Origin of the sequence: Nonlabens sp. Asnod3-H03, assembly GCF_045063665.1 — a bacterium.
GTDB classification, from domain to species: Bacteria; Bacteroidota; Bacteroidia; order Flavobacteriales; family Flavobacteriaceae; genus Nonlabens; species Nonlabens ulvanivorans.
In genome coordinates, this window is the sequence record NZ_JBEFOD010000008.1 from 2,221,702 (window position 1) to 2,234,300 (window position 12,599).

11 protein-coding genes are annotated in these 12,599 nt (G+C 35.1%); 8 read left to right on the plus strand and 3 right to left on the minus strand.

The genetic code is table 11. The features are described 5' to 3' along the window. Positions 1-51: 51 nt before the first annotated feature. Positions 52-705, minus strand: coding sequence for a fructose-6-phosphate aldolase (gene fsa, locus ACJJVI_RS13355; protein WP_036581181.1), 654 nt, complete (start codon positions 703-705; stop codon positions 52-54). A gap of 124 nt (positions 706-829) precedes the next feature. On the opposite strand from fsa, the gene ACJJVI_RS13360 reads away from it, so the two are divergent. From ACJJVI_RS13360 to ACJJVI_RS13375, 4 genes are all read left to right on the plus strand, one after another. Continuing rightward, the gene (locus tag ACJJVI_RS13360) at positions 830-1,630 is read left to right on the plus strand and encodes an SUMF1/EgtB/PvdO family nonheme iron enzyme (protein ID WP_405352337.1); all 801 of its coding nucleotides are present in this window, start codon (positions 830-832) and stop codon (positions 1,628-1,630) included. Positions 1,631-1,678: 48 nt separating this feature from the next. Next, positions 1,679-2,632, plus strand: coding sequence for a calcium/sodium antiporter (locus ACJJVI_RS13365; RefSeq protein ID WP_036581187.1), 954 nt, complete (start codon positions 1,679-1,681; stop codon positions 2,630-2,632). A 118-nt stretch (positions 2,633-2,750) separates the two neighbouring features. Continuing rightward, a complete protein-coding gene (locus ACJJVI_RS13370; protein WP_036581190.1) occupies positions 2,751-4,937 on the plus strand; it encodes a glutamine synthetase III in 2,187 nt (728 codons plus the stop codon). Positions 4,938-5,157: 220 nt separating this feature from the next. After that, positions 5,158-6,336: an AIR synthase related protein gene (locus ACJJVI_RS13375; protein ID WP_348021607.1), complete on the plus strand. Its 1,179-nt coding sequence runs from the start codon at positions 5,158-5,160 to the stop codon at positions 6,334-6,336. A 78-nt stretch (positions 6,337-6,414) separates the two neighbouring features. Here the strand turns inward: ACJJVI_RS13375 and ACJJVI_RS13380 are convergent, their stop codons facing one another. Then, the gene (locus tag ACJJVI_RS13380) at positions 6,415-6,891 is read right to left on the minus strand and encodes a peptide-methionine (S)-S-oxide reductase (protein ID WP_348021608.1); all 477 of its coding nucleotides are present in this window, start codon (positions 6,889-6,891) and stop codon (positions 6,415-6,417) included. Between the two features lie 62 nt (positions 6,892-6,953). Here ACJJVI_RS13380 and prfA point away from each other — a divergent pair, with 62 nt between their 5' ends. Then, a complete protein-coding gene (gene prfA, locus ACJJVI_RS13385; protein WP_006797143.1) occupies positions 6,954-8,030 on the plus strand; it encodes a peptide chain release factor 1 in 1,077 nt (358 codons plus the stop codon). 84 nt (positions 8,031-8,114) lie between these two features. Beyond that, complete coding sequence (pyrF, locus tag ACJJVI_RS13390; protein ID WP_405352341.1) at positions 8,115-8,924, plus strand: orotidine-5'-phosphate decarboxylase; 810 nt, start codon at positions 8,115-8,117, stop codon at positions 8,922-8,924. 125 nt (positions 8,925-9,049) lie between these two features. On the opposite strand, the gene ACJJVI_RS13395 is transcribed toward pyrF, so the two are convergent. Next, positions 9,050-11,035: a DUF3352 domain-containing protein gene (locus tag ACJJVI_RS13395; protein ID WP_405352343.1), complete on the minus strand. Its 1,986-nt coding sequence runs from the start codon at positions 11,033-11,035 to the stop codon at positions 9,050-9,052. A gap of 91 nt (positions 11,036-11,126) precedes the next feature. Here ACJJVI_RS13395 and ACJJVI_RS13400 point away from each other — a divergent pair, with 91 nt between their 5' ends. After that, positions 11,127-11,900, plus strand: a complete 774-nt coding sequence (locus ACJJVI_RS13400; protein WP_348021611.1) for an alpha/beta hydrolase — start codon at positions 11,127-11,129, stop codon at positions 11,898-11,900. A gap of 4 nt (positions 11,901-11,904) precedes the next feature. Beyond that, positions 11,905-12,597 carry a response regulator transcription factor gene (locus tag ACJJVI_RS13405; RefSeq protein ID WP_051788659.1) on the plus strand — a complete coding sequence of 231 codons (693 nt, stop codon included), beginning with the start codon at positions 11,905-11,907 and terminating at the stop codon, positions 12,595-12,597. The last annotated feature ends 2 nt before the right edge of the window (positions 12,598-12,599 follow it).

Sequence of the window (12,599 nt, forward strand, 5' to 3'; positions counted from 1 at the left end):
TAAAAAAGGCTCGCAATGCGAGCCTTTTTTATTTAATAACTGAGCTATCTCTTAATTCCCTTTCTTATAATCTGCAAGAAATTTTGCAAGACCTATATCTGTTAATGGATGTTTTAATAAACCTTCAATCGAACTTAATGGTCCTGTCATAACGTCTGCCCCTAATTTTGCACAGTCAATCACATGCATGGTATGTCTTACAGATGCAGCCAGAATTTCTGTATCAAAACCATAGTTATCATAAATCATTCTGATTTCAGCAATTAGGTTTAAACCATCTGTAGATATATCGTCTAATCTACCTATGAATGGAGATACATAAGTGGCACCTGCTTTTGCTGCAAGTAATGCCTGTCCTGGACTAAAAACTAAAGTGACATTAGTCTTAATACCTTTATCACTAAAATACTTACAAGCTCTTACACCATCCTTAATCATAGGTAACTTTACAACGATCTGGTCATTCATTGCAGCTAGTGCTTCTCCTTCTTTAACCATCCCTTCAAAATCTGTTGAAATCACCTCGGCACTTACGTGTCCATCAACAATATCACATATCTTCTTGTAGTGATTTAAAATATTCTCGCTACCTGTTATACCTTCTTTTGCCATAAGAGAAGGATTAGTGGTTACTCCATCTAGGACACCCATCGATTGGGCTTCGGCAATTTGATCTAGGTTTGCGGTGTCAATAAAAAATTTCATAGTTGTGATGTGTTATTATAAAAGTTGATGTTAAGTAGTTGCAAAAGTCGTCAATGTAATGTCTAAATTTGTAACCTTGTAGTCTTAAGATATTAAATGTTTTTAACAGCTAAGTTTTACTTAAATGAGTTTATTGAAAAAATTACCATTACCATTATTTATCCTTGTTATTTTAACCATCAGCTGTGGACCTAAACCTAGCAATACTGAGGTTGCGATTGAGTTAGAAGATACATCAATCCCACCTGGAACCATTAAACTTACCGACAACTTGTATATTGATAGAGTACCTGTTACTAACCTTATGTATTCTGAATTTTTAGATCATTTAGGCAACTACTGGTCTGAGAAGAAACATGAGAAAATGAAATCTTACCCATCCTATGGATTAGAAGCAGACTCTGTTTTTCAACCATATAACGGTAGTACAAGATTAATGATAGGAGCTACATTAGACCCTAGATTAATGGTTACTCCTAAACTCACACTAGGAAACTATACCAGCCACCCGTATTACCAATGGCATCCTGTAGTTCACGTATCACAAGAAAAAGCTGAACTATTCTGTAAATGGCGCACAGATATGGTAAACGCAGTTTATGGTATACGCAGTAAGAATGAGAATCAAAGATCCCAATATCCAACAAAAGTTTCTTATCGACTACCTAGTGAGAAAGAGATGATTGCTGCTCAAAACTTACTAGACAAGCAATTAAAACTACTTACCTATCAAAATGAGATCTATAGCTATGCTGGAGATTTTTACAAATTCAGAAGAATTCAAGACGACTATCACATGGCTGTTTTTGAAATGAAAGAATTGTCTAAAAACGGACCTTACTTACCTTTATATAAATCACTATCTTATTATGAGGCTAAAGAACTAAATACAGGTTTCCGTTGTATATGTGAGGTTACCCCATAATTAAACCATCCTAGTTATTCTATAAATCATTCTATACCTTCTTCTCTTATGAGTTTATTTTATTTATTAATAGGTTTAGTTCTTTTAGTCATAGGTGGTGAATTTCTAGTAAGGTCATCTGTGGGATTATCTTTAAAGTTAAAACTATCTAGAATGATCATTGGGCTCACAGTAGTATCATTTGCTACTAGTGCTCCAGAATTAATTGTCAGTATTCAATCTGCATTAGATGGACTTTCAGGATTAGCTTTAGGTAATGTTATAGGTTCTAACATTGCAAATATCGCTTTGGTATTAGGAGCAACAGCACTCATCGCACCACTAGCCATTGACAAAGATTTCTTTAAATTTAACTGGCCATGGATGATGGCTTTTAGTATCGTATTATATATTCTTTTATTATCTGACAACAACTTAGTACGATGGGAAGGTGGCGTTTTATTAGGTGGAATAGTCATTTTCTTGGTTTTACTTATAAGACGAGCTCGCAAGAATCCAGAAGCTGTTAATGTTGAAGAGGAATTACAAGAAACTAAATGGTGGAAGATTTTCATGTTTTTAGTCTTAGGAGGACTCGCATTATGGCAAGGAAGTGAGTTACTAGTTAAAGGTGCTGTTGATATTGCAGCTAGTCTAGGAATTCCCGAAAGTATCATTGCAGTTTCCATGGTAGCCTTAGGAACATCTGTTCCTGAACTAGCAGCTTCTATAATAGCCGCATTAAAAAAAGAGAAGGCAATTTCATTAGGTAACCTTATAGGGTCAAACATCTTTAATATAGGATCAGTTCTCGGTATCACCGCTTTAATCCAACCTATACAGATCAACCCAGAAGGAATGGGATTATTAAATAATGATATCTACTGGATGCTAGGCATCTCGTTTGCTTTATTACCACTAGCCTTTTTACCTAAAGCTTATAATATTTCAAGATATAAAGGTATACTATATCTAGCAGCTTACCTGCTATTCATTTACCTCGCCTTCGCCACCCTATCATAATTAAGGGGTTATTCACATATTTTAATGTTTTGTTGATATTACATCCCTAAAAAAACAAGGGTTGATTTATAAAAAGTGTTACTTTTGCGGTGTATTATTATAAAAATAACACCACATCATGTCTACATTAAGATTTAATGCTTTAAAAGAAACACTCAATCGCCAGCCTATTGAAGTGAATGAACCTAAACGTCGTAGTGAAATATTCGGTAAGAATGTTTTCAATAAGCACGCGATGCGTCAGCATTTGACGAAGCAAGCTTATAAAAGTGTCATAGACGCTATGGAAAACGGCACAAAAATAAGTCGTGAAGTAGCAGATCATATTTCAACAGGTATGAAAGAATGGTCTATCCAAAATGGCGCAACACACTACACGCACTGGTTTCAACCTCTTACTGGTGGAACTGCAGAGAAACATGATGCTTTCTTTGAACTAGAAATGGATGGTGAAGTGATTGAGAAATTTGGTGGCGGACAATTAGTTCAACAAGAGCCAGATGCCTCTTCTTTCCCTAATGGTGGAATAAGAAACACCTTTGAAGCTCGTGGATACACTGCTTGGGATCCTACATCTCCAGCTTTTATCATGGGAACTACCTTATGTATTCCTACTGTATTTATCGCTTACACAGGAGAAGCCCTAGATAATAAAACTCCACTTTTAAGATCATTACAAGTGGTAGATCAAGCAGCAACTGATGTTTGTAAATATTTTGACAAAAACGTTTCTAAAGTAATCGCCACTTTAGGATGGGAACAAGAATACTTTTTAATAGACGCTGCACTTGCTGACTCACGTCCAGATTTACAACTAGCTGGTCGTACATTATTAGGTCACTCATCTGCTAAAGGACAACAACTAGATGATCATTACTTTGGATCTATACCTTCTAGAGTATTGAACTATATGCGTGACATGGAAACAGAATGTATGCTATTAGGTATACCTGTTAAAACACGTCATAATGAGGTGGCTCCTAATCAGTTTGAGCTTGCTCCTATTTTTGAAGAAGCAAATCTAGCGGTAGATCATAACTCTTTATTAATGGATGTGATGCGCAAAGTAGCTTCACGTCACAATTTTAAAGTATTATTCCATGAAAAGCCATTTGCAGGAGTAAACGGTTCTGGAAAACACAACAACTGGTCTCTAGCTACTAATACTGGTGTGAATTTACTATCACCAGGTAGCACACCTATGAAGAATTTACAATTTTTGACATTCTTTGTAAATACGATTAAAGCCGTACATGATAATGAAGAATTAATTAGAGCTACAATCGCTAGTGCATCTAACGACCACCGTTTAGGAGCAAATGAAGCGCCACCGGCTATTATTTCTGTATTCATCGGTTCGCAATTAACTAAAGTTCTTGACGAACTTGAAAAAGTAACTGATGGAAAGCTTTCTCCAGAAGAGAAGACAGACCTTAAACTTAACGTTGTTGGTAAAATTCCAGAAGTAATTTTAGATAATACAGACCGTAACCGCACATCACCATTTGCGTTTACAGGAAATAAATTTGAATTACGCGCCGTAGGTTCTACAGCAAACTGTGCAAACCCAATGACCGTTTTAAACGCGATTGTTGCACAACAATTAATTGAGTTCAAATCTGAAGTAGATGCTCTAATTAAAGACAAAAAGCTTAAGAAGGACGAAGCTATCTTTAATGTATTACGTGAGTACATTAAGCAATCTAAAAAGATACGTTTTGAAGGTGATGGATATGGAGAAGCATGGGAAAAAGAAGCTAAAAAACGTGGCTTAAGTAATAATAAAACGACGCCTACAGCTCTTAAAGCAAAAGTTTCTAAGAAAACTATAAAGCTTTTTGAAGACTTAAACATCATGAGTAAGATCGAGACAGAATCTCGTTATGAAATTGAAGTTGAAGAATATGCAATGCGCATTCAGATTGAAGGACGTATATTAGGTGATATCGCACGTAATCATGTGATTCCTACAGCAGTTAAATATCAAAACAGATTGATAGAAAACGTAGTAGGATTAAAAGAAATCTACGGTAAAGAATTCAAAAAAGTAGCAAAAGAGCAAATGATTCTTATTGAAGAAATCTCAGAGCATATTGAGAAGATCAATAAAGGAATTACTGAAATGACTGAAGCTCGTAAAAAAGCAAATAACGCAAAAAGTGCTGAAGATACTGCAGCTCAATACTGTGATAAAGTAAAACCTTACTTTGACGTGATACGTTATAGCTGTGATAAACTAGAATTATTAGTAGACGATGAATTATGGCCACTGACTAAGTACCGTGAATTATTATTTACACGTTAGTATTACTAAAACATAAATGATATAAAAGCCTCTAATTTAATTATTAGAGGCTTTTTTTAATAAACGCATTCGCGAAAGCGTGATTATAAGAAACAGGAACCACATTTTAAAAAACAGAATAATTTTATTTAAATTCATTTCTTAACAACCTATTCATACTTTTTACTTAATACTTAGAACTTCATACCTCATAATTATATGTAAATAGTAAATTTGCCATATGAGCCAAGACATTTCCAAAAGATATGCGCAGCGTGGTGTAAGCGCTGGCAAAGAAGACGTACATAACGCTATAAAAAATGTAGACAAAGGATTGTTTCCACAAGCCTTTTGTAAAATCGTTCCTGATTCGTTGACCGGTTCGCAAGATCATTGTCTTATCATGCATGCAGACGGCGCCGGTACTAAAAGTAGTCTAGCATACATGTACTGGAAAGAAACAGGAGACATTGCAGTATGGAAAGGTATTGCTCAAGACGCACTTATCATGAATGTAGACGACTTGCTTTGTGTAGGCGCGACAGATAATATCTTACTTTCTAGCACGATAGGTAGAAATAAAAACTTAATTCCTGGTGAGGTGATCAGTGCGATTATTAATGGTACTGAAGAGCTTATTGCAGATCTTAAAAAACATGGTGTAGAAATCATATCTACAGGTGGAGAAACAGCAGATGTTGGTGATCTAGTAAGAACTATTATCGTAGATTCTACAGTAACGGCACGTATGAAACGTAGCGATGTAGTGGATAATGCAAACATTAAAGCTGGTGATGTTATCGTAGGACTTTCTAGTTCTGGTCAGGCTACTTATGAAACAGAATACAATGGCGGCATGGGATCAAATGGTCTCACTAGCGCTAGACATGATGTATTTAATAAAACACTAGCTCAAAAATTCCCAGAGAGTTTTGACGCAGCCGTACCAGAAGACTTAGTGTATTCTGGATCTCAAAATTTGACTAATCCAGTTGAAGGTAGTCCTCTAGATGCAGGTAAACTAGTCCTTTCTCCTACTCGAACTTATGCTCCTATTATTAAAAAGATTTTGAGCGATGTAAATCGTGCAGATCTACACGGTATGGTACACTGTTCTGGTGGCGCACAGACTAAAATTTTACACTTTGTAAATGACTTGCATATCATCAAGGATAACATGTTTGAATTACCACCACTTTTCAAAATGATTCAAGAGGAATCTGGTACAGATTGGAAAGAAATGTACCAAGTTTTCAATATGGGACATCGTATGGAACTCTATGTAAATGAATCTATTGCACAGCAAATCATTGATATCTCAAATTCCTTTAATGTCGATGCTCAAATCATAGGTCGTGTAGAAGCTGCAAACTCTAAAAAGTTGACTATTGATAGTGAATTTGGAATATTTGAATATTAAGAGTTAAAGAGTCACACTAGGCTTGTCAAGGCACATTGGTTTATAATAAGAGCCTCGTCGACTAGCTGAGACAGACGTTTAGCTTTTGAGTATTTCACTAACTAATTTTAACTTCGGCTCGATATATCTTTTACAAAATGGCGCGTCTGGTCTGGTTTTGTAGTAATTCTGGATGGACTCGCGAGATGGTTCAAATGCTACAAAAGGTAACACTGCAGTGATGTATTTTTTATTACGCTTACGCGAAAGCGTGTTTATAATAGACTTCACCTTTTTTTCAGTCTCTACATCAAAGAAATATACCGCACTACGATAGTCTTCTCTCCTACTATGTTGTTGTGTTGAAGCATGCGTTTCTAAATGAACGTCAATAAGTTGCTCTAGATCAACTAGAGTAGAGAAATGAACGATAACAGCTTCACTCATAGAATCATAAGGTGTCTCACTAGAAATGTATCCTTGTTCTACTTTTACAACACCAGTCACTGCTTGAAAAACAGCCTCAGTACACCAGTGACAGCCGCCACCTAATCCTATTTTGAGAATTGTTTTCATAGAGATTAATATAGTAAAAAATTGGGCCGAATTTTGTATTTTCGCAGGACTTGATATAGACCATGATAGATAAATTAAATATAGTAAAAAATCGTTTTGACGAGGTTAATGATTTAATCATCCAACCTGATATTATTTCTGATCAAAAGCGATATGTTCAACTTACTAAAGAATATAAAGACCTTAAAGCTTTAATGGAAGTACGTGAAGAGTACATGACTCTTACGGCAAATCTTGATGAAGCAAAAGAAATCATAGCAGATGGTAGCGATGCAGACATGGTTGAAATGGCGCAGATGCAGTATGATGAAGCTAAAGAAGCTATACCTGAATTAGAAGAAAAAATACGCATGATGCTGGTGCCTAAAGACCCAGAAGATGCTAAGAATGCTGTAATGGAAATACGTGCTGGTGCTGGTGGTGATGAGGCGAGTATTTTTGCTGGAGATCTTTTTAGAATGTATGAAAAATACTGCTCTAGTAAAGGATGGAGCACGAGTGTAGTTGATACCAGTCATGGTACTAGTGGTGGTTATAAAGAGATCATTCTAGAAGTAAATGGAGAAGATGTTTATGGAACACTTAAATTTGAAGCTGGAGTGCACCGTGTACAACGTGTACCACAAACTGAAACTCAAGGTCGTGTACACACGAGTGCAGCAACAGTTATGGTTCTTCCAGAGGCAGAAGAATTTGACGTAGAACTAGATATGACTGAAGTACGTATAGAACGTACAACTTCTACTGGTCCTGGTGGACAGTCTGTAAACACAACTTATAGTGCGATTAAATTACACCACGAGCCGACTGGAATGATCGTGAGTTGTCAAGATCAAAAATCATCTCATAAAAACCTGGAGAAAGCTTTAAAGGTTTTACGTTCTCGTTTATATGAAATGGAACTTGCAAAGAAAATGGAAGCCGATTCTGAGAAGCGTAAGAGCATGGTAAGTTCTGGTGACCGTAGTGCCAAAATTAGAACTTATAACTACTCACAAGGTCGTGTTACAGATCACCGTATCAACCTGACTTTATATGACCTAGACAATATCATTAATGGTGATATTCAAAAGATTATAGATGAACTTCAACTGGTGGATAATACCGAGAAGTTAAAAATGACAGATGAAGGTTTGTAACCTCGCATGCAATGAGCGGAAACTAGAAACGAAGTAGCCTAACCAGTAAGGGCGGATTGCATCCGCCGAGACAATGCAACCACGATGACTTTATCCCAACTCACCCAGCAAATTCACGATAAGAAATCCTTCCTATGCGTAGGCTTAGATGTTGATCTTGAAAAAATACCAGCTCATTTGTTGCAGGAAGAAGATCCTATTTTTGCATTTGCAAAGGCGATTATAGACGCTACTCATGATTTGTGTGTGGCTTATAAACCTAATACGGCTTTCTTTGAAGCTTATGGTGTGAAAGGCTGGCAGGCACTGGAAAAAACTATTAATTACCTTAACGAGAATTATCCGGACCACTTTACCATCGCCGATGCTAAACGTGGTGATATAGGCAATACCTCTACTAGATATGCAAAGGCTTTTTATGAAGACCTAAGTTTTGATAGTGTAACTATTGCCCCATATATGGGTAAGGATTCTGTAGAACCCTTTCTAGATTTTGAGGATAAGTTTGCGATTCTTCTGGCACTTACTTCAAATGGCGGCAGCACAGATTTCCAAACTAAATCAGTTGACGGAAAACCTCTATACCAAGAGGTTCTTAAAACAGCTTCACAATATAAAAATAGTGATCGCTTGATGTATGTAGTAGGTGCTACAAAAGCTGAGTATTTAAGTGACATTAGAGCTATTGTACCAGATGCTTTTTTATTAGTTCCTGGTGTAGGAGCTCAAGGTGGTTCTTTAAGTGAGGTTGTAAAATACGGTAAGAATGATCAGGTAGGTTTATTAGTAAATTCCTCTAGAGGTATTATTTATGCATCTCAAGGAAAAGACTTTGCTCAAGCTGCACGTGCTAAAGCGATAGAATTACAGCAGCAAATGGCTGGATTATTGTAATCTGTCATTCTGAACTTGATTTAAAATCTGCCGTTAATGAAATTCTATGGTTGGTGATAGCAATACACTAGTGTCGTTGTAAAGTGAGATGTTGAAATAAATTCAGCGTGACAGATTTAGCTTTACTAAAACTTCTTTTTATGATATAATTTACCATCTCTAGTATAAGCTCGCCAGGTTCCTGTTTTTTCTCCTTTATTAAAACGACCAGAAATCTTTAATTGACCATTAAAGTAGTAGAGTTTATAGCGTCCATGTGGTATACCATCTTTTAGGTATACTTTCATTTCTGTTTTACCGGTATTAAATTTAGCTACATAACTATTTGCTGTAAAGTCGCTAGGAAAAATCTCAGGAATATCAAAAATCGTTTCCTTGCTAATTTCCTCCTTTTCAATTTCTAAAACCGAAAACGGTATGCCTTCAGATTTTTTTTCAAGACGTTGTGCCTCTACATCATAATCTGTATCAAAATGAATTACGGCTTTAGTCTTAAAATGGTTCCCATCTGCTTTAAGCTCTAGTCCTAACTGTGTGAATTGCGAGAAGAAATTCTCATTATCTTGAAGCTCCTTCTTAGAATCAGCATTTAAATATGATTGTGAAGCGTGCGCTAGCTTGTTGGTGTCTACATATAAAAACACATTGCTAGAATTACTAAATTCATCTATAAAATCACGATAATACTCGTCTGTAAACAAGGTTTTTTGAGATTCATAAGCATCTATATATAGTTTCAAGGTTATAGGTGAATTACTAAAAACTACGTACTCATTAATCGTGGTGTAATATGGTTTTTCTATGTTTTCAAATAACGAACCCAATATTAATTTAAAAAAGCCTTTGATATTTAAATAGTGAATATCATATCCTTTGTACTCTACCGTTTGGAACTTTACTGGCGTTGTTTTTCTAATCTGATTTTCTATGTGCTGTAAATGCTTATTACTATCATCTACGTCTTTAGTTTTAAAGGCAATGGCAAGTCCGTCCTTATCGTTGAGTTGTGGGAAGTCCGCTTTCGCGAAAGCGATCTCATCATCAATCCAGCTATAAAAATCATTTTCTAAATCGATGTCTATGAACTCTTCTACTCTAGTTTTTCCATCTTCATACTGCTTCACCATATCAGGCTGTTTTTCACCCAATAAATTGTAAAAAGACTCGTGTAGTGTGATAAAGTCTTCAAAGCCAAAACTCATGTACAGCGCTGTTTCTTGAGGCAAAACACCTATAGCATCTATAGAACCAGTGCCCGAATCATCAAGCGCTTTTACCAGCGCATCCATTACCTCATTACCGCTAGAATAACCTGTTGCGGTTAACAAACGATCATCATCTTCATCTATATTAAATCCAGAGAAATTAAAATTGGTTTCTAGTGTTTCAACAATTGCACTAGGTTCATTTGAGAATACTTTGTAGTAACTGGTAAGTTGCTTATGATTAAGATATAAACGAAATAAACCTTTCTTTTTGAGCTCTTTTTGGATCTCTAAGAATTGTAAATCTCTACCGATTTGTGGATTTTCATATTCATCTATGGACTTCTCCACTAGAGAATGTGTGTATGAGGCAATCATTTGGTTTTTTACAAATGCAATGGAAAGAGTTTCAAAAGACTCTAGATCAGTGATTTCTGTAATTTCAACTTCTTTAAAATTTCTTTTGGTTACTTTAAAATCTTTATTGAGTAATTGATTAATATTATTTTTAATAACGCCTAATCGCGATAACTTATCCATATCCACTACATAGAGAAAAGCATAATCATCACGCTTAATCATATGGGCAGATAGTAGGACATCGCGTTCTCCTATCATATTAAAGAGATCACTTTTTTGCTGAAACAAAGAGTCTAGTGCATTAACTTTGGCAGACATCTCATGAATTTGATCATTAGTCTGTAAATGATCCCATAGAGCACTCTTTGAGAGCGTTTCAATATTCTCTAGCGGCTCATCAAATTCCATAATGAAGATAGCGTCACTTGGAATTAAATATACCGAGTTAATTTTATCTTCTTCTATTGCAAAAAAGCTTATCGCCTGATAGCCTAAAAACGCAATCATCGCAATAATGATAATGTAAATGATTTTTTTTAAAGTCAAAATATTATAAATTAAGAGATTGACTAAAATTAATCAATCGGTTTCTTTTGTAAGAAAATTAAATTGATTTAATTTGAGTAACCTACATTTTATGAAAAGTACATTTATCAGCTCAGATGAAGAAAACATCATCGTTTTACTTCACGGAAACTCATCTTCATCTAAAGTTTTTAAAGATTTAAGGTTAAATAACTCAGTTTTAATCCCTACGCTTTCTGGGCACGAAATTAACGAGAATCCAGATGATAATATTGATTTTAGTTTACAGTTTTACAAACAAGAGTTAATATCCCTTATTAATAGTTATGACCAACCTATATTACTGGTAGGTAACAGTTTAGGAGGTCATCTTGCTATGGAAATCGCAAATCAAATAAAGAAACTTAAAGGGTTGATTATTTTTAGTGCTCCACCAGTTAAGAAGCCTATTAATTTTGAAGAAGCTTTTATACCTGTAGACGCATTACAGACCTTTTTAAAAGAAAAATCTACTGATGAAGAAATAGCAAGTGCAGCATCTGTAACGGTGTATGAGCAAAAATTTACAGAACAAATAGTCAGTGATTTTAAAAATTCTAATCCCAAGGTAAGATCTGCGACAGCTGAAGATTTATTTAATGGTAATTGGTCAGATCAATATAAGTCTTTTACAAATCTAAAGTGTCCTAAGGTTATAGTAAGTGGCTCGCATGACCCATCAGTAAACAAAGAATATCTGAAAAAGGTAGTTAAAGAATCATCGCATAACACCAGTTATATTGAGCTAGAAAATTGCGGCCATTATCCAACTTTAGAGCGACCTGAAGAAATGTCTACTATTATCAACCATCTTGCCAGTGACGTCTTTAAGCTTCATTTAAAATAGAGAAATGAATCTATTTACCGAGAAAGAGTACCGCATTCAATCACAACATCTTGCCTTTAGGTTAAAACACTTATTTCAAAATGATAGAAATAGTTTTAACTCGATAGTAGATTTTCTACCTCAACCGGTTTATGTAAATGATAGAGAAACCTTAGAGTATGAAGTTTTTGCCGATGTATTTTTTAGTTATGGTCAAGAAATGGAATTGCTTTATGAAATTGGGATCGAATATTTACCATCCATATCAAATCCTCATTTATACCAAAATGCTATCAACAAAGCTAAAATTCTAAATTTAAAAAATGACTTTGATGAAGTTAGTGACTATTTACAATGTGTGTCAATGAATGGTAAAATGGTTACTTATTTCACAAATAAGATATTATTGAATGAAACTTTAAGCCTCAACACTACTTTTTTTCCACACCAACAAAGTGGATTAGAAAAAGTGTTGAAGCAAATAATTCCATGGGGAGAAAAATCTCTTCTACAATGGCAACGATTTCAAACCTTAACTAAAAGGGAAAAAGAAATTATAAAGCTTATCGCAAAAGGAAAATCTAATCAAGAGATAAGCGAAATTCTTATTATTTCTAAGCATAGTGTCCATACCCATAGAAAAAATATCTATAGAAAACTTGATGTATCAAAAAATGCTGAAATTGTTAAAATTTCTTTAGCTCTTGAACTGTTGTAAAA

Coding starts and splice junctions, on each gene's coding strand:
- ACJJVI_RS13400 (WP_348021611.1), top strand. CDS start 11,127: ATGAAAAGTACATTTATCAGCTCAGATGAAGAAAACATCATCGTTTTA.
- ACJJVI_RS13375 (WP_348021607.1), top strand. CDS start 5,158: ATGAGCCAAGACATTTCCAAAAGATATGCGCAGCGTGGTGTAAGCGCT.
- ACJJVI_RS13360 (WP_405352337.1), top strand. CDS start 830: ATGAGTTTATTGAAAAAATTACCATTACCATTATTTATCCTTGTTATT.
- ACJJVI_RS13380 (WP_348021608.1), bottom strand. CDS start 6,891: ATGAAAACAATTCTCAAAATAGGATTAGGTGGCGGCTGTCACTGGTGT.
- ACJJVI_RS13365 (WP_036581187.1), top strand. CDS start 1,679: ATGAGTTTATTTTATTTATTAATAGGTTTAGTTCTTTTAGTCATAGGT.
- ACJJVI_RS13370 (WP_036581190.1), top strand. CDS start 2,751: ATGTCTACATTAAGATTTAATGCTTTAAAAGAAACACTCAATCGCCAG.
- pyrF (WP_405352341.1), top strand. CDS start 8,115: ATGACTTTATCCCAACTCACCCAGCAAATTCACGATAAGAAATCCTTC.
- fsa (WP_036581181.1), bottom strand. CDS start 705: ATGAAATTTTTTATTGACACCGCAAACCTAGATCAAATTGCCGAAGCC.
- prfA (WP_006797143.1), top strand. CDS start 6,954: ATGATAGATAAATTAAATATAGTAAAAAATCGTTTTGACGAGGTTAAT.
- ACJJVI_RS13405 (WP_051788659.1), top strand. CDS start 11,905: ATGAATCTATTTACCGAGAAAGAGTACCGCATTCAATCACAACATCTT.